Raw genomic sequence first — 19,632 nt, forward strand, 5'->3', positions numbered from 1 at the left:
CCCGGTACAGCGCGACGGCATCGGCCCGGAACTCAAGGCTGTACTTCGACGTCCCCAACGGGAACTCCTGTTCCTCGGATCTTCACGATCCAATGATCAGGGTGTCCACGAGCAAGGGTCAGGCCCCGAGGCCCTGGACCAGCACGCAGAGCAGACCGCAGGCGAGGCCACAGATCAGGCCGCAGATCAGGCCGCAGACAAGAACGCAGGCCAGGCCGCAGACAAGAACGCAGGCCAGGCCGCAGACAAGAACGCAGGCCAGGCCGCAGCCCAGTACACGGACCAGGCCCCCGCCGTAGTCCTCGGCCGTTTCCGGAACCGCCTGGTCCGCGCCCTCGGCATCCCCGGCATACCGGGATTCCGCGCCGACACCTGTGCCTTCGCCCTCTTCGACGGCGACCGCGCCCGCGCCGCCTTCGGTGCCTCCACCCTCGACGGCCCGGCCGTCGACGCCGAGGTGCTGCGCTGGGTCCGCCGGCAGGGCTGGCAGGTGGCCGAGGTCCCGGTACGCCGTCGCGACGACGGCCCGCGCGCCCCGGCGCCCCGCCCCGACCGCCGCCACGCCCTCGGCGACCTGCTGCGCCTCAACGCCGGCGGCCTCGCCGTGGCCGCCGCGTTCCTCGCGCTCTCCCTCTACGTCTTCCAAGGCCTGTGGGCGGACCTCGACGGCAGCTACCTCGCGGACGCGCTCCAGGACCAGAACCAGTGGGAGTGGTTCGTCGGCGTCACCACCGACAACATCACCCACCTCCGCAACCCGTTCTTCACCCTCTCCCAGGGCATGCCCGACGGCGTGAACCTGATGGCCAACGCCACGATGCTCGGCCTGAACGTGCCGCTGATCCCGGTCACACTGCTCTTCGGCGAGACCGTCACCTTCGCGCTGGTCCTCACGCTCGGCATGGCCGCCAGTGCCTGGACCTGGTACTGGCTGATCCGCCGCAGGTTCGTGCACAGCCGCTGGGCGGCCGCCGTAGGCGGGGCGCTCGCCGCCTTCGCGCCGCCGATGGTCTCCCACGCCAACGGCCACCCGAACTTCGTCGTCCTCTTCATGATCCCGCTGATCATCGACCGGGCGCTGCGCCTGTGCGAAGGCCGCGACGTGGTCCGCGACGGGGTCCTGCTCGGCCTGTTCGCGACGTACCAGATCTTCATCGGCGAGGAGCCGCTGCTCATCGCCGCGCTCGGCATGCTGGTCTTCTGCCTCGCCTACCTCCTCGTGGACCGCCGCCGGGCCCTCGCGGCCGCGCGGCCGCTGGGGTCCGGTCTGGCCGTCGCGCTCGCGGTGTGCCTGCCGCTGGTGGCAGTCCCGCTGTACTGGCAGTTCTCCGGCCCGCAGAGCTACCACTCGGTGCTGCACGGGGACAACGCCGGGAACAGCCCGCGCGCCCTGATCGAGTACGCCGCCCGCTCCCTCTTCGGCGACCCCGAGACGGCCGGCCGCCTCTCCCTGAACACCACCGAGCAGAACGCCTTCTACGGCTGGCCCCTGCTCGCCTTCGGCGTCGCGGTGTGCGTGTGGCTGTGGCGCGCCAAGGCGGTACGGGCCCTCGCGATCACCGGATTCACCGCGCTCCTGCTGTCCCTCGGGCCGTGGGTGCCCGTACCCCGTACGGAGATCGTGCTGCCGGGCCCCTGGCGCCTGATGATCAAGCTGCCGCTCTTCGAGTCGGTGATCGAGGGGCGCGTGGCGATGGTGTGCGCCCCCGTCCTGGGCATCCTGCTCGCCCTCGCGCTCGACCGGATCGTCCGGCTGCGCCCGCGCGAGCTGCGCACGCTGGGCCTGCTCGGGGCGGCGGCCGCGCTGATCCCGGTCCTGCCGCTGCCGCTGACCGTACGGGACCGCGCGCCGGTGCCCGCGTTCATCACCTCGGGGGACTGGAAGGGCTACGTCAAGGACGGGGAGGCACTCGTTCCGGTACCGCTGCCGGACCCGGGCCAGGCGGACGCGCTGCACTGGCAGGTCGAGGCGGACTTCGGCTTCAGGCTGGCCGGCGGCTACTTCAACGGCCCGTGGGGACCCGACCGGATCGGCATCTACGGAGCCACTCCGCGGCACCTCTCCAACCTCCTGCGCGACGTCCGCTACGGCGGCCAGCCCCCCGAGGTCACCGAGTCCTGGAAGGCACAGGCCCGCCAGGACCTGGAGTACTGGAAGGCGGGCGCGGTCGTCCTGCCGTCCCAGGACCGGGACACGGAGCTGCGCGAGCTGATCACCGGGCTGCTGGGCCGGCCGCCGGAGCGGGTGAGCGACGTCTGGGTCTGGAGGGTGGGCCCGGGGGAGGCGTAGACGTCACCGGGGCCGTCCGCGGTCCGGATCGCGACGCGGATCGCGGTGCGGTGCGCGTCCAAGGTTCTGCTCACCCCTTCGCTGAGCGTGTCCGGCGCACTACGCTGGCACGATCGGCGGCAACGACTGATCGGAGGCCGAGTGGCCTGTGACCTGTGGCTGGTCCCCCTTGTCGACGTGCTGTGCCACAGCCCCGACAATCCCTTCGCGGAAGAGATCGCCTCGTACGACAAGGCGCTGGGCGAGGCCGGACTGCCGTCCGTGCCGGTGTTCGCGTACATGCCGGGGCTGTCCGGGGACGTCGCCCCGGTGGCCGGTTTCGACTACGACGCCCTGCACTTCCTGCGGCGGGCCTACCTGCTCCAGATCTGCGGACTGCCGGTGACCCCGGTGGACGAGCTGGGCGGGGACTACGAGCAACTGCTGGAGATGTTCGAGCCGACGGCCCAGCAGTCGCACCTGGTGTGGCACTACGACCACGCGGGGGCGTACGTTCCCGTCGACTTCGCGTATCCGCTGGCCAATGAGGAGCTGCTGGCCGGGGGCGGGCCGCTGGGCTCCGCCCAGGGGCTGCTGCGCGAGCTGGCGCTGGTGGCTCCGGCGATCGGGATAGACCCCGGGAACCCCCCGCTGGCGCCCGCGCCACCGGGGCGGCCGACCACGCTGGAGGAACCGGCCGGGCCGATCCCGTACGACGACAGCCCCTTCGCGCGGGAGCGGCACGTATGGCTGGGACTGCACGCGGCGGCGACGCGGAGCCTTGGCCAGGGCTCGATGATCATCTTCAGCTGAGACGCCTGTGAGCGGGGTCGGGGGCGGGGAGGCGGGTTCTCTCCGCCCCGCCCTTCCTCCGGTTCCCGCGGCCGGTCCGCCGGCTCAGCGCGGCTGCTCCGGCGGTCTTTGGCGGGGCATGTTCGGGCGGGTGCCCGGGGGGAGCGGGAAACGGGCCGGCGGGACGTAGGCGTCCGAGCGGGACCCGCCCGCGCCCAGGGACTGCATGACCAGCGGGGCGGGGCCGGAGCTGAACTCCACCATCCACTCCGCCGTCTCGGACCGTACGAGCTCGGTCACGTCCTCCGAGAAGCGCCGCAGCACGGTCAGACATCGCTCCGCCGCCTCGCTCGCGGTGCCTTCAGTCGGGCCCAGGACCTCCCGCACGTTCTCGGAGGCCCAGTCGAACTGCAGGCTCTGCAGGCGCCGCTGCACGGCCTGGGCGGTCGCCACGTCCCGCATCCAGCCCGAGGTCAGGCCGAAGAACCGGTCGCAGGCCAGGCAGGCCGCGCCGAGGAGCAGCGCGAGATAGCCGTACGAGGCCGCCCCGGGCACCGAGCCGGTCAGCTCCAGCAGCGGCATGGCGGCTCCCGTGACCGCGCCCGCGGCGGCCCCGATCCGCAGGATCCGGGCCCCCCGGCGCTTCCACGCCCGGTCCGACAGGTACCACTCGGCGGTGCGCAGCGCGTCGGCCTCGACCCGCCGGTAGAGCTCGTCGAGCCGCTCGGCGGGCTCTCCCCAGTCCCCGAGAGGGAACGGCCGGCCGGTAAGGTCGCCGTCCTCTGCGGGGTCCCGGGGTGGCCCCTCGGGCTGCATCTCCGGCTGACTCACCCGGGCACTCCCTCTGCCTGCGCTGAACGTGTGGTGGTGCGCGTGTGCGCAATGGTGCGCATGCTCTTCCTACCTTCGAATGAGCCGCGGTGGGCAACGATTCCGGGGATTTCCGCCCGCAAGGAGGGCTCCAGCAGGTACGCGTACGCCTCGACCTTCACTCGAAAGAGTTGGTCCTCACGGCGTAGGGCGCGGCGCCCGGGGAGCACGTAGGCTCGGATTGACCAAGCCGCCGGCGCTTGGCCCGACGCTACGGAGTGAGTGACCTGTGATTCCCGGTGGTGGTCAGCCCGACATGCAGCAGCTGCTCCAGCAGGCCCAGAAGATGCAGCAGGACCTCGCCGTGGCGCAGGAGGAGCTGGCCCTGGCCGAGGTCGAGGGCCAGGCCGGCGGCGGTCTGGTCAAGGCGACCGTGACCGGCTCCGGTGAACTGCGCGCTCTGGTGATCGACCCGAAGGCCGTGGACCCCGAGGACACGGAGACGCTCGCGGACCTGGTGGTCGCGGCGGTCCAGGCGGCCAACGACAATGCGCAGGCGCTCCAGCAGCAGAAGCTGGGGCCCCTCGCCCAGGGGCTGGGCGGCGGCAGCGGTATCCCCGGCCTCCCGTTCTAGTCCTTTCCTCCTCCCGAACCGAAAGAAGGCAGTCCGTTGTACGAAGGCGTGGTCCAGGACCTGATCGACGAACTGGGCAGGCTGCCCGGCGTCGGGCCCAAGAGCGCGCAGCGGATCGCCTTCCACATCCTGCAGGCCGAGCCCACCGATGTCCGACGTCTCGCGCACACGCTGCTCGAGGTCAAGGACAAGGTCCGGTTCTGCGCGGTGTGCGGGAACGTGGCGCAGGAGGAGCGGTGCAACATCTGCCGCGATCCGCGCCGCGATCTGACGGTCATCTGTGTGGTCGAGGAGTCGAAGGACGTGGTCGCCGTCGAGCGGACCCGCGAGTTCCGGGGCCGGTACCACGTCCTCGGCGGCGCGATCAGCCCGATCGAGGGCGTCGGCCCGGACGATCTCCGCATCCGGGAGCTGCTGGCGCGGCTCGCCGACGGCGCGGTCACCGAGCTGATCCTCGCGACCGACCCCAACCTGGAGGGCGAGGCGACCGCCACCTACCTCGCCCGCATGATCAAGCCCATGGGCCTGAAGGTCACCCGCCTGGCCAGCGGGCTCCCCGTCGGGGGAGATCTGGAGTACGCGGACGAGGTCACGCTCGGGCGGGCCTTTGAAGGAAGGCGACTTCTCGATGTCTGACGCAACACTGCACGCCCTGGGACTGGATCCGGACGATTTCGCGGCGTCGATCGCGGACCAGATCGGTTCCTTCATCGTCGCGGTCACCGAGGTGGCCAAGGGCGAGGACCCGGACAGCGCGGTGCCCTTCCTCCTCCTGGAGGTGTCCCAGCTGCTCCTGGCTGGTGGCCGGCTCGGCGCCTACCAGGACGTCCTGCCCGAGGAGCGCTACGAGCCCGACCTGGGCCCGGAGCCGGACGTGGACGATCTGCGCGAGCGGTTCGCGGTGATGCTGGAGCCGGTCGACATCTACTCGGAGGTCTTCGACCCCTACGAGCCGCGCAAGCCTCCGGTCCCGCACCGGATCTCCGACGATCTGGCCGACGTGGTCGCGGATCTGCGGCACGGGCTCATCCACCACCAGGAGGGCCGTATCACCGAGGCGCTGTGGTGGTGGCAGTTCTCGTACTTCACGAACTGGGGCCCGACGGCCTCGGCCACCCTGCGCGCGCTCCAGTCGCTGATCGCGCACGTACGCCTCGACCAGCCGCTGGCGGCCCTGGACGGCCTGGACACGGACGAGGACCTGACGGAGGAAGAGCTCGCGGAGCAGGCCGGACAGGTGATGGTCCAGGAACTCGGAGGTCTGGGCCGCGCGTAGGGAACGAATCCTTTGATCTTTTCGTCTCATGATGTGGTACGAGGCGGTCGGATCCCGGTCGCTAGTTAGACTGCACCAGCAATGAGACGGACTGAGCGAGGAGCGCACGTGAGCCTTGTCGTGCAGAAGTACGGAGGCTCCTCCGTAGCGGATGCCGAGGGCATCAAGCGCGTCGCCAAGCGAATTGTGGATGCCAAGAAGAACGGCCACCAGGTGGTCGTCGTGGTTTCCGCGATGGGCGACACGACGGATGAGCTGATCGATCTCGCCGAGCAGGTGTCCCCGATGCCTGCCGGGCGTGAATTCGACATGCTGCTGACCGCGGGAGAGCGGATCTCCATGGCCTTGCTGGCGATGGCGATCAGAAACCTGGGCCACGAGGCCCAGTCGTTCACCGGTAGCCAGGCAGGCGTCATCACCGACTCGGTGCACAACAAAGCACGCATCATCGATGTCACACCGGGCCGCATCCGCACCGCGCTGGACGAGGGCAACATCGCCATCGTCGCCGGTTTCCAGGGTGTGTCGGCCGACAGCAAGGACATCACCACCCTCGGGCGGGGTGGCTCGGACACGACCGCCGTCGCGCTCGCCGCGGCGCTGGACGCCGAGGTCTGCGAGATCTACACCGACGTCGACGGCGTCTTCACCGCGGACCCCCGCGTCGTGAAGAAGGCCAAGAAGATCGACTGGATCTCTTCCGAGGACATGCTGGAGCTCGCGGCCTCCGGTTCCAAGGTGCTGCTGCACCGCTGCGTCGAGTACGCGCGCCGCTACAACATTCCGATCCACGTCCGCTCGTCCTTCTCGGGACTGCGGGGCACCTGGGTCAGCAACGAGAATCCGCAAGGGGACGAGCCGGTGGAGCACGCCATCATCTCCGGAGTCGCTCACGACGTCTCCGAAGCCAAGATCACGGTCGTCGGTGTCCCGGACAAGCCGGGCGAGGCCGCGGCGATCTTCCGCGCCATCGCGGACGCCGAGATCAACATCGACATGATCGTGCAGAACGTGTCCGCAGCCTCCACGGGTCTGACGGACATCTCCTTCACCCTCCCCAAGGCCGAGGGCCACAAGGCCATCGAGGCCCTGGAGAAGGCGAAGGGGACCATCGGCTTCGAGTCCCTGCGCTACGACGACCAGATCGGCAAGATCTCCCTGGTCGGCGCGGGCATGAAGACCAACCCGGGCGTCACCGCCTCGTTCTTCCAGGCGCTGTCCGACGCGGGTGTCAACATCGAGCTGATCTCCACCTCGGAGATCCGCATCTCGGTCGTGACCCGCCAGGACGATGTCAACGAGGCCGTCCGCGCCGTGCACACGGCCTTCGGACTCGACTCCGACAGCGGCGACGAAGCAGTCGTCTACGGAGGCACCGGACGATGACCGAGGCCCGGTCGGGCCCGGCTCCGGCACTCGCCGTGGTCGGGGCGACCGGAGCCGTCGGCTCCGTCCTGCTCCAGATGCTGTCCCAGCGGGCCGACGTCTGGGGCGACGTACGCCTGATCGCCTCCTCGCGGTCGGCCGGCCGCAGGCTGACCGTGCGCGGTACGGAGACCGAGGTGCTCGCCCTCACCGAAGACGCCTTCGACGGCCTCGGGGCGGGCGACATCGCGATCTTCCTGACCCCGGCCGAGGTCTCGGCCCGGTGGGCTCCCGTCGTCACCACGCGCGGAACCGTCGTGGTGGACCAGTCCGCGGCCTTCCGCGAGGACCCCGAGGTGCCGCTCGTGGTGCCCGAGGTGAACGGGCACGCGGCCCGGATCCGGCCGCGCGGGATCGTCGCCGGCCCCGACTGCGTGACCGCCGCGATGATCGCCGCGCTGGGCGCGCTGCACGCCGAGTACGCGCTGGCCGAGCTGACCGTCTCCTCCTACCAGGCCGCGAGCGGTGCCGGGCGCGTCGGCTCGCAGGCGCTGCGCCGCCAGCTGTCGCTCGTCGCCGGCAGCTCCCTGGGTGAGCAGCCCGGGGACGTACGCCGGGCCGTGGGCGAGGACACCGGCCCCTTCGCGGGTCCCCTCGCGCTCAACGTGGTGCCGTGGTCCGGTGAGTTGCGCGAGGACGGCTGGTCCTCGCACGAGCTGGCCGTACGGGCGCAGACCCGCCGGATCCTGGACCTGGCGGAGCTGCCGGTGTCGGTGACCTGCGTACAAGTACCCGTACTGACCGGGCACTCATTGACCGTACGGGCCCGGTTCGAGGGTGTGGTCGAGGCGGTGCACGCCCGGGAGATCCTGGAATCGGCGCCCGGGGTGGTCCTCGTGGACGACCCGGCGGCCGGCGAGTTTCCGACCCCCGCGGACGCAGCGGGGACGGATCCGGCCTGGGTGGGACGCGTGCGCGGCTCGCTCGACGACCCGCGTTCCCTGGAGTTCTTCGTCTGCGCCGACAACCTCCGCCAGGGTGCCGCGCTGAACGCCGTCCAAACTGCCGAGCTCGTCGCGGCTGATTTTGGTTATTTCACTTTGTAGGATCATGGGTGATCCCTTGAACCAGGTGATGGCCTGACGGCCGCCGTCGCAAGACGGCGGCCGTCAGGGTGAGCGGCTAAGCAAGAAGGCCATGGAAACCCGCCGATGAATCTTCCCCCCGCGTACAACCCTGACGGGGGGATACGTGTCCAACTGGCGTGGAAGCATTGCTGGAATTCCCCGTCATTTCGGTGCGCACCGGGACGATCCCGTCGCGCCTGCGGTCCCGCGTGCCCGGTGGCCTCCCAGTGATCGTTCCCGTTCCGCCGACCGCGGCGGCGTCCGGAGCTCCCGTGCTCCCCGGTGTGCCCGGTGCGCCCGGTGTGCCCGGCGCCCGCGCGTCCGCGTCGACCAAGGAAGGCCGGGTGCCCGGGCCGCGCGACAGCGCCGAGGGCCCCGGGAGTACGCAGCCGGCCACGGTGGCCGAGGTGCCGGAAGTGGTGGAGGTGGTCGCGGGGACCACCGTCGACCACCTCACCGAGACCTACCAGGCCCACTACCGCTCGCTCCTCGGTCTCGCCGCGCTGCTCCTCGACGACACCGCCTCCTGTGAGGACGTCGTCCAGGAGGCCTTCATCCGCGTCCACTCGGCCCGGAAAAAGGTCCGGGACCGGGAAAAGACCCTGGCCTACCTGCGTCAGACCGTAGTCAACCTCTCGCGCTCCGCCCTGCGCCGCCGCATCCTCGGCCTGAAGCTTCTGTCGAAGCCGATGCCGGACATGGCGAGCGCTGAGGAGGGCGCGTACGACCTGCTGGAACGGGACGATCTCATCAAGGCGATGCGAGGGATCCAGCGACGCCAGCGCGAGGTACTGGTGCTGCGCTATTTCGCGGACATGACGGAAGTCCAGGTCGCCGAAACCCTCGGCCTGTCGCTCGGCTCGGTCAAGGCGTACGGATCGCGGGGCATTGCAGCGCTGCGGGTGGCGATGGAGGCTGCGCAGTCATGAACGAGGACCGGGAGAAGAACGAGGGCGAGGAGCAGGTGCTCCGAAGCCTGCGCGCCGGAGCCTCCGGCACCGAGCCCGAGGACACTGAATCCGCCGCCATTGAGTCGGCCACCACCGAGGCCGCTGGTACCAAGCCCGCCGCCACCGATCCCGCCGCCACCGAGTCCGCCCCCGCCGAGCCCGCCACCTCGCTCTCCGCGGGCGACGAGGAGGCGCTGCGGGATCTGCTGCGTGGTGTCGTCGGCGGGATCGAACCCTCCGGCAACGCCCTGGAGCGGCTGCGGTACGCGGTTCCCGCGCGCCGGGTCCGCAAGCGGCGGATCCTCGTGGCGGCGGGGGTCGCGCTGCTGGTGGGCACCTCGGTGCCGACGACCCTGCACCTGGTCTCCGGGACGGGCGGGAACAGCGACCGCTCCACCATGGCGGGCCACGGTCTGCAGGACGGGAACTCGAAGGGCTCCGACGCGCACCAGAACGGCTCCGGTTCCAAGCCGAAGCCCAAGCGGTCCGCCAAGGACAAGGACAAGGACACCGGGAGCGGCGGCACCAGCGCCTCGCCGTCTCCGCAGGACAACGGCTTCCCGGACCTCGACGGGCCCGGCATCACCCCGCCCGGCGTCGCCGCCTCCCCGGGCATCGGCACCTCCGGCACGGTCGGGGGCGGCGCGCTACCCCCGCAGCCGGCTCCGGGAGCGGTGCCCTTCTGCACGATCAGCCAGGTCGGGGTGCAGAGCAGTACCCGGTCCCCGTCGGCCGACGGCAAGGTCTACGGCAGTTTCAGGGTCACCAACGTGTCGTCGCAGGCCTGTACGGTCCGCGGCCCGGAGACCTTGACGGCGGCCCCGGCGACGGGTCCCGCGTCCGCAGACGGAGGAGCCGCGGTGGCCGTCGTCAACCATGTCACGGGCGATCCGGCGACCGGCCTGCTGCCCGACCCGTCGGTGGAGGTCTCACGGTTGGTGCTCGCGCCGGGAGCGGAGTACGAGGTCCGCTTCGCATGGGTGCCGTCGGAGCAGGGCTGTCCTGCCGCGAACGGCTCCGGGGGAGCCGGGGCGCCGGAGTCCGGCTCCACGGATACCGGGTCCACCGACGGGGGCCAGAACCCCCCGCCGCAGGCGGATGTCCCCGGTGTCGCGGTGTCCCACACGCCCAACACCCTGGGCCCGGACGGCCCGACGACGCGGATGGTCATCTCGGAGGCGTGCGCCGGAACGGTCTACCGGACCGGCGTCATCCCGATGCGGTAGGAAGCAGGGGCGCCAAGGAACCCCTGCAAGCCCAGCGAGCTACGCCGAGCCGGCGCCGGCAGGGGTCGGCTCCGCCGTTTCCGGCGTTTCCGCGGTTTCCGCGGCTTCCGGGGTCTCGGTGAGGAGGCCCGCCTCCGTATCGCGCAGGGTCTCCACCTCCCGCCGGTAGAGCCGGAACCACATGAAGAGCACGAACGCGGCGAAGACGAACCACTCGCCGGTGTAGCCGAGGTTCTGGAAGGCCTTGAGGTCGAGCCCGGTGTTGACCGGGGCCTGCGCCGGCACGGGAGTCATCCCGTCGGTGGCCGTCTGCACGGTCAGCCAGGCGTCGTAGAGGCCGTACGGCACGATGTTGACGAGCGAGGCGGCCCCGATGACGCCGAGCTGCCCGGCAGGCAGCCCGCCCGCGGAGTGGACGCCCTTGCTGGTGGAGTTCTCCGAGGCCTGGAGAGCGCCCGTCACCTCGACCCGCCCGGCCGGCGGGGCCGGGGCGCGGCCCGCGTCGGCGCCGCCGGGCAGCCAGCCCCGGACCACGGGTACGGCCTTGCCGGTGTCGGTCCGCAGCAGGGTCAGGACGTAGAAGCCGGACTTCCCGTCGAGCCGCCGTTCGGGGACGAGCAGTTGGTCGGCGTACTCCCCGGAGACCGAGGCGAGCAGTCCGGAGGTCCGCTTGTCCACCGGGAGCAGCGAGTCCAGCGGCGCGGCCACCTGCTCGGAGGGGCGTGCGCTGGTCGCCTCCTTGTGGGTGTCGACGCGGTCCTCGAACCGGCCGAGCTGCCAGGTCCCCATGAACAGGCAGAAGGGAACGCCGAGGGCGACGAAGACGTTGATCCCCCACCAGCGCGGGGTCAGGAGAAACCGGTGCACCCCACCACCGTACGGGGGGTGCACCGGATCGCCGGTGCCGGGGCCCGGCACCGGTCATGGCGCCGGTCGCGGGCCCGGTCGCGGTATCAGCGCGGCAGGTGCTTCAGCGCGAAGTCGATTTCCATCCGGACCTGCTTGATCCGCTCCTCCACGACGAGCGAGCCGTGCCCGGCGTCGTAGCGGTACACCTCGTGCTCCGCCCCGCGCGCCGCGAGGCGGTCCACGTAGTTCTCGATCTGCCGGATCGGGCAGCGCGGGTCGTTGAGGCCCGCCGCGATGTGGACGGGCGCCCGCACCGCGTCCACGTACGTCAGGGGCGAGGAGGCCTCGAAGCGCTCCGGGACCTCCTCCGGCGTACCGCCGAAGAGGGTGCGGTCCAGGGACTTCAGCGCCTCCATCTCGTCGTGGTACGCCGCCACGTAGTCGGCGACCGGTACGGCCGCCAGCCCCACCGCCCAGGCTTCCGGCCGGGTGCCGAGGCCCAGCAGCGTCAGGTAGCCGCCCCAGGACCCGCCGGACAGCACCAGGCGCGCCGGGTCCGCGAGGCCGGAGGCCACCGCCCACTCCCGTACGGCGTCGACGTCCTCCAGCTCGATCAGGCCGACCCGGTGCTTGAGGGCGTCGGTCCACTCGCGTCCGTAGCCGGTCGAGCCGCGGTAGTTGACCCGCACGACCGCGAAACCGTGGTCGAGCCAGGCCGCCGGGGTCGCGGCGAAGGCGTCGCTGTCGTGCCAGGTGGGCCCGCCGTGGATCTCGAAGACGGTCGGGAAGGGGCCGTCGCCGTGGCCGGTGGGCCGCTGGGCGAGGGCGTGGATCCGCCCGCCGGGTCCCTCGACCCACACGTCCTCGACCGGTACGGAGCCGGGCGGCCGGAAACCGGGAGGGTCGAGGACGACCCCGCCCGAGGTCGATCGCAGGACCGAGGGCTCGGCCGCGGAGGACCACTGGTACTCCACCGATCCGTCGGGCCGCGCCGTCGCACCCGACACCGTCCCGGGGGGCGTGTCCAGGCGTACGAGGTCCCGGGCGGCCAGGTCGTAGCGGAAGAGCTCGCTGCGCGCCTCGAAGCCGTGCTCGATCAGCAGCGCGGACCCGTCGGGGTACCACTCGGCGCCCACGTCGCCGGGCAGGTCGACGGCCAGCTCCTCCTCGGTGCCCGCGGCCACGTCCCACACCATCGGCTCCCAGCGGCCGCGCCGCTGGTGGCCGACCAGCAGCCGGGTGTCTCCCGCGACGGGCGCGAAGCCGAGCACCATGAGGCCCAGCTCCTCGGTGCCGCCCTTGGAGTCGTCCAGCTCGGCGACGGCCCCGCCGTCCAAAGTGATCACGCGCAGGGCGGAGTGCATGGCGTCGCCGTGCTCGGTGTGCTCGACGGCGAGCAGGGTCCCGTCCCGGGACAGGTCGCCGACTCCGGCCGACTCGCGGTGCCGGTAGACGACGGCCGGCTCCGTCCCGTCGGGCCGCACCACGTGGATCGTGGTGCCGTCCTCGTCGGTGGAGCGCCCCACGACGGCCGTCCCGTCGCGGCCGATGGCCAGTCCGGCGGGGTAGGAGGCCTCCAGCCCGGGGGTGGCCGGTTCGTCGGGGCCGCCCGCGAAGGGCTGGCGGACCCAGGTGCCGAACTCGTCGCCGTCGGTGTCGGAGAACCACCAGACCCACTCGCCGTCGGGGGAGAGGGTGCCGTCGGTGGTCCCGTTGGGGCGGTCCGTGGCCTGCCGTTGCGTGCCGGTGGCGCGGTCCCAGGCGTAGAGCTCGTAGGTCCCGGTCGCGTTGGAGACGAAGAGCGAGCGGTCGGGCGCGTCCTCGGCCCAGTCGGGCAGTCCTACGCGCGGGGCCCGGAAGCGCTTCTCCCAGTCGGGCATGGCGGCTTCGGTTGCGGCGGTGGCATCAGTCATGCACCCCATGTAACCCGATCGCCCGCACCCCGTCCCCCGAGATGCCGACAGGGCCGAACGGGCGGAAGGTGGTCTGCGTACGGAGGCGCGAGGTCGCGTCCCGTTCCCGGTCCCGTGGCAGGAGCAGAGGAGCAGCGGTCATGGCGAAGAAGGCGCGTACCGGTAAGCCCGCCCACCAGGACTCCGAGCGTGCGATGGCGAAGAACACGGCGGCCGAGGCGCGCGCCAAGGCGGCCGTCCGCGATGTGCAGTCGGTCTCCGCGAAGACCCGGGGCATGCAGCAGAAGGCCCAGGCGAAGAGGGGCTGAGCCGTAGGCTGACGAGATGCGGATGATCGTCCGGGGTGCCCGGCTGCTGCACAGCGAAGGCCTGCACGACGTCGAGGTCGCGCCGGACGGGCGGATCGCGCGCGTGCTTCCGTACGACGACCAGAAGGAGCCGCCGGCGACGGGGGTGCTGATCGAGGCGCACGGCGGGCTGCTCAGCGCGCCCTTCGTCGAGCCCCACATTCATCTGGACACGGCCCTGACGGCCGGTGATCCGCGCCCCAACGCCTCCGGGACCCTCTGGGAGGGCATCGCCTGCTGGAGCGAGCGCAAGAAGACCCTGACCCGCGAGGACGTGGTCGCGCGGGCCACCGAGGTGCTGCGCTGGCAGGCGGCGCAGGGAATCCTGCACGTGCGAACCCACTGTGATGTCACCGATCCGGCGCTGACCGCGCTCGACGCGCTGCTGGAGGTGCGCGACCGGGTCCGGGACGTCATGACCCTGCAGATCGTCGCCTTCCCGCAGGAGGGCATCGTCTCCTTCCCCGGCGGTGAGGCGCTGCTGCGCGAGGCGGTCCGGCGCGGGGCCGACGTGGTCGGCGCGATCCCGCACTTCGAGGACACCCGCGAGGACGGGCTGGCCTCGCTGGCCATCGCCTTCGCGCTGGCCGAGGAGCAGGGACTGCGGGTGGACGCGCACTGCGACGAGATCGACGACGAGCAGTCCCGTTTCGTGGAGGTGCTCGCCACCCGTGCGCTGCGCTCGGGCCTGCGCGGGCACGTGACGGCCTCGCACACGACGGCGATGGGCTCCTACGGCGGTGCGTACAGCTTCAAACTCCAGCGTCTGCTGTCGCGTTCCGGGATCAACCTCGTCTCGAACCCCTTCGCCAACCTGGGCCTCCAGGGCCGTTTCGACGCCTACCCCAAGCGGCGCGGCCTCACCCAGGTCAAGGAGATGCTGGCGGCGGGGGTCAACGTGGCCTTCGGCCACGACGACGTGATGGACCCCTGGAACCCGCTCGGCACCGGCAACCCGCTGCAGACCGCCCTCGTCGGGATCTACGCCGCCCAGCTCACGGGAGCGGACGAGATCCCGGTGGCCTTCGAGATGGTGACGGAGCGCGCCGCGCGCGTCCTGGGCCTCTCGCCCTCGGAGTACGGAGTCCGCCAGGGCGCCCCGGCCTCCTTCGTCCTGCTGCCGGCCGAATCGCCCACCGAGGCCGTCCGCCGCCAGGTCCGCCCCCGCTACGTCGTCTCGCGCGGCACCGTCCTCGCGGAGACCCCCGCGGCTCCGCCCCGGCTGCTGGCCTGGCCGGGGGAGGAGGGCCCCTCCGAGGTGGACTTCCGCCCCCGCCTACGCTGACCGGCCATGACCTCTGTGACATGGACTCTTGACACTCCGTCGGCCCGGGCCGCGCTGGAAATCGCCACCGAATACACCGAGGGGGCGCTGCTGAACCACTCGGTCCGGTCGTACGCCTTCGGGGCCGAGTACGCGGACCGGCACGGGCTCAGTTACGACCGGGAACTCTTCTACGTCAGCGCGCTGGTGCACGATCTCGGGCTGACCGCGCCCTTCGACAGCCACACCCTGCCCTTCGAGGAGGCGGGCGGCCACGTCGCGCGCGTGCTGACGGCGGGGCTGGGCTGGCCCGCGGAGCGGCGGGCGCGCGCCGAGGAGGTCATCGTGCGGCACATGCGCGAGGACGTCACGGCCGCCGAGGACGTGGAGAGTCACCTGCTCCAGATCGGTACGACCGCGGACGTCTCCGGGGTCGGCGTCGGTGACGCCGACCCCGTCTTCACGGCCGCTCTGCTCACGGAGTACCCGCGCCTCGGCTTCGGCGAAGCCTTCTTCGCGCTGGTCGCGGACCAGGCCGTGCGCAAGCCGCAGTGCGCGGCGGCGGCCTATGTGGCGAGCGGCGCCAAGGAGCGCATCGCGGCGAACCCGCTCGACGGGCGGGGCTGACGGGGCTGACGGGGCGGGACCGGGGGTACCGGCGGCACCGTGGGGATCGGGGGGCCGCCGGGGCTCAGAAGAGCCCCAGGGCGTTGTCCAGGGACCAGACCTGCCAGCCCATGGCGAAGAAGGCGACCCCGGAGATCAGGGCCATCATCAGGTTCTGCCCCTGCTCGCCCCAGTCGTGGATCATCAGGATCAGGTAGACGAGATTGAGCAGCAGCCCGGCGAGCAGGGCTATCGGGGTCAGGAATCCGACGACGAGGCCGAGGCCCAGGGCCAGTTCGGCATAGGCGACGAGGTAGGCCATGAAGCGCGGGTAGGGCTTCACGACGACGTCGAACCCGCGCGTGACGAACCCCCAGCGGTGCTTCTCGGCCACGCCGGCCGCCCAGCGGATGCCGCCTCCGCCGAACCAGTCCTTCTTGTCCTTGTGCCGCCAGCTCTCCAGCCACCACAGCCCGAGCCCGATCCGCAGAACGGCGACCCATTCGGGTCCGCCGAGCCAGATGGTCTGCATCCTCGGTTCCTTCCCTCGTTCCCTCGCAATGATCTGACGATGTGTCAGTTTCGAGGCAAGGGGAGGCGTGTGGCAAGGGGTTGGCCGAGGGGAGGGGCCGGTTGCGGCTCAGCGGCACACGACGGTGACGGCCTGGACCAGGTTGTTGCCGAAGCCTCCGCGGTTCCACGGCTGTCGCAGCGGTTGCGTCCGCCCCGAGGAGTCGGTGGCGCGGACCAGGAGGGTGTGGCAGCCCGGGACCGCCGTCCAGTCGGCGTGCCAGCCCTGCCAGGCGTACGGGTGGCCGCCCCGCGGCAGCACCTCGGCGTCGGCCCAGCCCCCGCCCCCGTCGGTGCTCAACTCCACGCGCACGACCGCCCCGTGGCCCGACCACGCACGCCCGGCCAGTCGCAGGGGGCCGGGGTCCACCACCCGGGTGCGCGACATGAAGTCGGGGAATCCGGGCGGGATCAGCAGGGCGCGCGGTGCGATGCGGGTGACGGGTTCGCCGGACTCCTCGGCGCTCTGCTTGTACCGGTAGGCCGCGGACTGCTGGAAACCGTCGAAGGCCGTGTCGACGAGCTCGATGTCGCGCAGCCATTTCACGTGGGCCATTCCGTACCAGCCCGGCACGACCAGCCGCAGCGGATACCCGTGCTGCGGCGGCAGGGGTCCGCCGTTCATCGTGTGGGCGAGCAGGACGTCCTCGTCCTCGTCGATGGGCAGCGGCAGGCTGCGCCGGTAGTCCTGCTCGACGCCCCGCTCCACCCCGTGGTCGGCGCCCGTGAACACCGCCTCCACGGCGTCCGGAGCCACCCCGGCCTCCGCGAGGACCACGTGCAGCGGCACCCCGGTCCACTCGGCGGTCCCCACCGCCTCCACCAGCCAGGGCTGGCTGACCGGCCGCGGGGACAGCCGGGCCCGGCCGTTGCCGGCGCACTCCATGGTGACCCGGCGGGTCACGGCGGGCAGGGCCCGCAGCTCGGGCAAACCCAGCTCCAGGGGGGTCCGCAGGCAGCCGCGGACGGTGAGGCGCCAGGTATCGGGGTCCGCGTCGGGGATGTCGTAGTGCACGAGTACGTAGTGCAGCCCGGCGGGCGTGACCTCGTACCGCAGGGCCTCCAGCGGGAGCCCGTGGTTGCGCGCGGCGAGTGCCAGCTCGTCCTGGCCGATGCCCTCCCCGGCGGCGGCGATCCGGCCCGGGGGGCTGATCCCTTCGAGGGGACGCTCCTCCATGGGTTCATCGTCCCGCGCCGGCGATGGACCGGCTACTCCGCGTGCGAGTCACCCAATCGGGCGGTATGAATGGATCTGTCCCTTATCTGATCGGAGTGACGCGTGGACGACTATCCACTGCTCAACCTGTTCTGGACCATGCTGTGGCTCTTCCTGTGGGTCATGTGGTTTTTCCTGCTGTTCAAGGTGATCACCGACATCTTCAGGGACCACGAGCTGCACGGTTGGGGCAAGGCCGGCTGGCTGATCCTGGTGCTCCTGCTGCCCTACATCGGCGTGTTCGTCTACCTGATCGTCCGAGGCCGGGGCATGGGCAAGAGGGACGTGAAGGTGGCGCAGGAACGCGAACAGGCCTTCCAGGACTACGTCCAGAAGGCCGCGGGCCCCCGCAGCAGCCCGGCGGAGGAACTCGCCAAGCTGTCCTCCCTCAAGGAGAAGGGCCACCTGACGCAGGAGGAGTTCGACAAGGCCAAGGACAAGCTCCTGGCCTGAGCGACCCCCGCACTGCCCCGCCGAACGGGGACCGGACCGATCGCGGACCGGTCCCCGTTCAGGCGGTTTTCGGCGCGGGCCGGCCTGCCGGCCGTCCGTCAGGCCGCGGCCCCGGCCCCGGCGGTCGTGGAGTCGGATTCGGTGTCCTTCAGCAGGTCGATCAGGGACGAGCGGGCCCGGGCCACGCGGGAGCGGACGGTGCCTATCGGGCAGCCGAGCATGAGGGCCGCCTCCGCGTACGGCAGGCCCATGAGCTGGGTGAGGACGAAGACCTCGCGGCGTTCGGCGGGGATCGCCGCCAGGAGCTCCGCGAGCACGACGCCGTCCTCGAAGCCGGGCAGGTCGCGGGACTGGTTCTGCTCGGCCGCGGTCTGCCAGTCGTCTCTGTCGGCGATCTTGGGGGGCAGCCTTGTGGCGCAGGCTGTCCACCACGGTGCGCCGGGCGATGGAGAGCAGCCAGGTGCGGGCGGAGGAGCGGCCCTCGAAGCGGTGGAGACTGCCGAGGGCGCGCAGGAAGGTCTCCTGGGTCAGGTCTTCGGCGGACTGCGGGTCGGCGCTGAGGTAGGCGATGTACCGGCGCACGTCGCGGTGCAGGGCGCGCACACGGGCGCCGCCGCCCACCGGGCCGCCGCCTCCGCGTGCACCGCACGGCTGGCTGGGTGGACGCCGACACCTCCACGCGCGGGCTGATCCTCTGGTACGGGACCGCCCTGGCCGGCGCGGACACCGGTGCGCGGGAGCTGCGTACGCGGGCGGCCGTAGCCTGCCTGGCGGCGATGGACACGGAACTCGGCCTGCTGCCCTGGGGATCGGCGTTCGGCGGCCCCCGCCTGCTGGCCCGGGTGGACGGCCTGCCGGGCACGGTCCCCCTGCTCGCCGCCGCCGGGCTCCGGGGCGAGGCGGCCGCCGCCGCCCACCTCCACCGACACCTGACCCTGTGCCTCCCCCATTCGTACCGGCCTGGTCCCACGGGGAGGAGACGGGCTGGCGGCCTTGCGCGGAGCCGGCGCCCGGCTGGAGCCGCGGACCGGCTTGGCTGCTGCTCGCGCTGGCCGACGTACTGCACCGGCCCGCCGTCGCTCCTGAAACTCGCCCGTCTTCCCGGCCCCGGGGCCGCGCGGTACGCGCACCGCGCCGCCGAGATCCTGCAGTGCCTGGTCGACGCTCACCTCGTAGGGGGCCGGCTGCTGGACGGCTGCTACGACGCGGACAAGGGGATCGCCGTCCGCCACGAACTGGTGTGGGGGGACTTCTTTCTGGCACTCCGGCTGGCCGAACTGACCGGGCTGGCGGACGTCCGCACCATCTGACCCCAAGGCCCCAAGGCCCCAAGGCCCCAAGGCCCCAAGGCCCCAAGACCCCGAGGCCCCAACACCGGCTCCCGTAGGCCTTTACGGCTTGATGTTCTGGTTCAGATGGAAGAGGTTCCCCGCGTCGTACTTCCGCTTGACCTCGACGAGGCGGTCGTAGTTGCTCTTGTAGTTGGCCTTGATCCGGCTCTGGTCGTCGTCGGCCATGAAGTTGATGTATCCGCCCTCCTCCGAGTGCGGGGCGGTCGCCTCGTAATAGTCGCGGACCCACGCGATGCCGGCCTCGTTGGCGGACGGGTCGGGCCACATCCCGGCGATGACCGTGGCGAACGAGGCGTCCCGGTAGGCGAAGGCCGTCGCCTCCGGTGCGACGCGGTGGCAGGCACCGTTGATCGGGTAGATGTGGCACGTCGAGTTCACGGCCGGCAGCCGTGGCCCGTGCTGCACGTGCGCGGCGATCGCGGGCTCGCTGAGCTCGGTCACGAAGTTGGCCTTCCAGTAGTGCTGGAGGCCGGGCGGCACCAGCGCGTCGAAGGCGCTGTTGAGCGCGGGGTACGGCATGGGCCCGACGTGCTCGGCGACCACCGGTGCGAAGTCGTGGAAGGCTTGGAGGGCGCGCTCCCCCTCCTCCAGCGGCCCCGACCAGCACGACACG

Annotated in this window: 20 protein-coding genes and 1 pseudogene; 14 read left to right on the forward strand and 7 right to left on the reverse strand. The window is 71.6% G+C overall.

Features of this window, described 5'->3' with window-relative positions:
- Positions 1-2,290 (forward strand): glycosyltransferase 87 family protein (locus OTB20_RS31910; RefSeq protein ID WP_267822881.1); only part of this gene is annotated, 2,290 nt, incomplete at its 5' end.
- A 141-nt stretch (positions 2,291-2,431) separates the two neighbouring features.
- A complete protein-coding gene (locus tag OTB20_RS31915) occupies positions 2,432-3,082 on the forward strand; it encodes a hypothetical protein (protein ID WP_267822883.1) in 651 nt (216 codons plus the stop codon).
- Between the two features lie 84 nt (positions 3,083-3,166).
- Here OTB20_RS31915 and OTB20_RS31920 read toward each other — a convergent pair whose 3' ends face one another.
- Entirely contained in the window at positions 3,167-3,892 is a 726-nt protein-coding gene (locus OTB20_RS31920; RefSeq protein WP_267822885.1) for an SLATT domain-containing protein, read from the reverse strand.
- Between the two features lie 268 nt (positions 3,893-4,160).
- Between OTB20_RS31920 and OTB20_RS31925 the strand changes: the two genes are divergently transcribed.
- From OTB20_RS31925 to OTB20_RS31955, 7 genes are all read left to right on the forward strand, one after another.
- Positions 4,161-4,505, forward strand: a complete 345-nt coding sequence (locus OTB20_RS31925; protein WP_267822887.1) for a YbaB/EbfC family nucleoid-associated protein — start codon at positions 4,161-4,163, stop codon at positions 4,503-4,505.
- Positions 4,506-4,541: 36 nt separating this feature from the next.
- Positions 4,542-5,141: a recombination mediator RecR gene (gene recR, locus OTB20_RS31930; protein ID WP_267751773.1), complete on the forward strand. Its 600-nt coding sequence runs from the start codon at positions 4,542-4,544 to the stop codon at positions 5,139-5,141.
- Positions 5,134-5,781 carry a DUF5063 domain-containing protein gene (locus OTB20_RS31935; protein WP_267822889.1) on the forward strand — a complete coding sequence of 216 codons (648 nt, stop codon included), beginning with the start codon at positions 5,134-5,136 and terminating at the stop codon, positions 5,779-5,781. Before recR ends, OTB20_RS31935 begins: the two co-directional genes overlap by 8 nt.
- 108 nt (positions 5,782-5,889) lie before the next feature.
- On the forward strand, positions 5,890-7,167 hold the full coding sequence (locus tag OTB20_RS31940) for an aspartate kinase (RefSeq protein WP_267751775.1): 1,278 nt from the start codon (positions 5,890-5,892) through the stop codon (positions 7,165-7,167).
- Entirely contained in the window at positions 7,164-8,252 is a 1,089-nt protein-coding gene (locus OTB20_RS31945) for an aspartate-semialdehyde dehydrogenase (RefSeq protein ID WP_267822891.1), read from the forward strand. Before OTB20_RS31940 ends, OTB20_RS31945 begins: the two co-directional genes overlap by 4 nt.
- 293 nt (positions 8,253-8,545) lie before the next feature.
- A complete protein-coding gene (locus OTB20_RS31950; RefSeq protein WP_420716530.1) occupies positions 8,546-9,202 on the forward strand; it encodes a SigE family RNA polymerase sigma factor in 657 nt (218 codons plus the stop codon).
- A complete protein-coding gene (locus tag OTB20_RS31955) occupies positions 9,199-10,449 on the forward strand; it encodes a hypothetical protein (protein WP_267822892.1) in 1,251 nt (416 codons plus the stop codon). The genes OTB20_RS31950 and OTB20_RS31955 overlap by 4 nt, the downstream gene beginning before the upstream one ends.
- Positions 10,450-10,488: 39 nt before the next feature.
- Here OTB20_RS31955 and OTB20_RS31960 read toward each other — a convergent pair whose 3' ends face one another.
- The gene (locus tag OTB20_RS31960) at positions 10,489-11,316 is read right to left on the reverse strand and encodes an SURF1 family protein (RefSeq protein WP_267822893.1); all 828 of its coding nucleotides are present in this window, start codon (positions 11,314-11,316) and stop codon (positions 10,489-10,491) included.
- Between the two features lie 86 nt (positions 11,317-11,402).
- Positions 11,403-13,211: a prolyl oligopeptidase family serine peptidase gene (locus OTB20_RS31965; RefSeq protein ID WP_267822895.1), complete on the reverse strand. Its 1,809-nt coding sequence runs from the start codon at positions 13,209-13,211 to the stop codon at positions 11,403-11,405.
- A gap of 140 nt (positions 13,212-13,351) precedes the next feature.
- Here OTB20_RS31965 and OTB20_RS31970 point away from each other — a divergent pair, with 140 nt between their 5' ends.
- Genes OTB20_RS31970 through OTB20_RS31980 form a run of 3 tightly spaced genes read left to right on the forward strand, consistent with a single transcriptional unit; the run spans position 13,352 to position 15,449 of the window.
- Complete coding sequence (locus tag OTB20_RS31970) at positions 13,352-13,519, forward strand: hypothetical protein (protein ID WP_243330618.1); 168 nt, start codon at positions 13,352-13,354, stop codon at positions 13,517-13,519.
- Positions 13,520-13,535: 16 nt separating this feature from the next.
- Entirely contained in the window at positions 13,536-14,843 is a 1,308-nt protein-coding gene (gene codA, locus OTB20_RS31975) for a cytosine deaminase (RefSeq protein ID WP_324290438.1), read from the forward strand.
- A gap of 6 nt (positions 14,844-14,849) precedes the next feature.
- Positions 14,850-15,449, forward strand: coding sequence for an HD domain-containing protein (locus tag OTB20_RS31980; RefSeq protein WP_267822897.1), 600 nt, complete (start codon positions 14,850-14,852; stop codon positions 15,447-15,449).
- 64 nt (positions 15,450-15,513) lie between these two features.
- Here OTB20_RS31980 and OTB20_RS31985 read toward each other — a convergent pair whose 3' ends face one another.
- Together OTB20_RS31985 and OTB20_RS31990 are read right to left on the reverse strand one after the other, a co-directional pair.
- Entirely contained in the window at positions 15,514-15,960 is a 447-nt protein-coding gene (locus OTB20_RS31985; RefSeq protein ID WP_267751782.1) for a DoxX family membrane protein, read from the reverse strand.
- A 108-nt stretch (positions 15,961-16,068) separates the two neighbouring features.
- On the reverse strand, positions 16,069-17,175 hold the full coding sequence (locus OTB20_RS31990; RefSeq protein WP_267822899.1) for a sulfite oxidase: 1,107 nt from the start codon (positions 17,173-17,175) through the stop codon (positions 16,069-16,071).
- A gap of 102 nt (positions 17,176-17,277) precedes the next feature.
- Here OTB20_RS31990 and OTB20_RS31995 point away from each other — a divergent pair, with 102 nt between their 5' ends.
- Positions 17,278-17,667, forward strand: coding sequence for an SHOCT domain-containing protein (locus tag OTB20_RS31995; RefSeq protein ID WP_267751784.1), 390 nt, complete (start codon positions 17,278-17,280; stop codon positions 17,665-17,667).
- A 98-nt stretch (positions 17,668-17,765) separates the two neighbouring features.
- Here OTB20_RS31995 and OTB20_RS32000 read toward each other — a convergent pair.
- A pseudogene (locus tag OTB20_RS32000) lies at positions 17,766-18,288 on the reverse strand (sigma-70 family RNA polymerase sigma factor).
- 38 nt (positions 18,289-18,326) lie between these two features.
- On the opposite strand from OTB20_RS32000, the gene OTB20_RS32005 reads away from it, so the two are divergent.
- The gene (locus tag OTB20_RS32005) at positions 18,327-18,977 is read left to right on the forward strand and encodes a hypothetical protein (protein ID WP_267822901.1); all 651 of its coding nucleotides are present in this window, start codon (positions 18,327-18,329) and stop codon (positions 18,975-18,977) included.
- Between the two features lie 81 nt (positions 18,978-19,058).
- Here OTB20_RS32005 and OTB20_RS42580 read toward each other — a convergent pair whose 3' ends face one another.
- Complete coding sequence (locus OTB20_RS42580; RefSeq protein WP_324290439.1) at positions 19,059-19,631, reverse strand: BBE domain-containing protein; 573 nt, start codon at positions 19,629-19,631, stop codon at positions 19,059-19,061.
- Position 19,632 lies beyond the last annotated feature (1 nt).

This window comes from Streptomyces sp. H27-H1, from assembly GCF_026627445.1.
In the GTDB taxonomy this organism is placed as follows: Bacteria; Actinomycetota; Actinomycetes; order Streptomycetales; family Streptomycetaceae; genus Streptomyces.

What these genes read in the sequence shown, in the direction of transcription:
- OTB20_RS31935 (WP_267822889.1), top strand. Translation starts at nt 5,134, where the DNA reads ATGTCTGACGCAACACTGCACGCCCTGGGACTGGATCCGGACGATTTC.
- OTB20_RS31945 (WP_267822891.1), top strand. Translation starts at nt 7,164, where the DNA reads ATGACCGAGGCCCGGTCGGGCCCGGCTCCGGCACTCGCCGTGGTCGGG.
- OTB20_RS31955 (WP_267822892.1), top strand. Translation starts at nt 9,199, where the DNA reads ATGAACGAGGACCGGGAGAAGAACGAGGGCGAGGAGCAGGTGCTCCGA.
- OTB20_RS31965 (WP_267822895.1), bottom strand. Translation starts at nt 13,211, where the DNA reads ATGACTGATGCCACCGCCGCAACCGAAGCCGCCATGCCCGACTGGGAG.
- OTB20_RS31970 (WP_243330618.1), top strand. Translation starts at nt 13,352, where the DNA reads ATGGCGAAGAAGGCGCGTACCGGTAAGCCCGCCCACCAGGACTCCGAG.
- codA (WP_324290438.1), top strand. Translation starts at nt 13,536, where the DNA reads ATGCGGATGATCGTCCGGGGTGCCCGGCTGCTGCACAGCGAAGGCCTG.
- OTB20_RS31980 (WP_267822897.1), top strand. Translation starts at nt 14,850, where the DNA reads ATGACCTCTGTGACATGGACTCTTGACACTCCGTCGGCCCGGGCCGCG.
- OTB20_RS31985 (WP_267751782.1), bottom strand. Translation starts at nt 15,960, where the DNA reads ATGCAGACCATCTGGCTCGGCGGACCCGAATGGGTCGCCGTTCTGCGG.
- OTB20_RS31990 (WP_267822899.1), bottom strand. Translation starts at nt 17,175, where the DNA reads ATGGAGGAGCGTCCCCTCGAAGGGATCAGCCCCCCGGGCCGGATCGCC.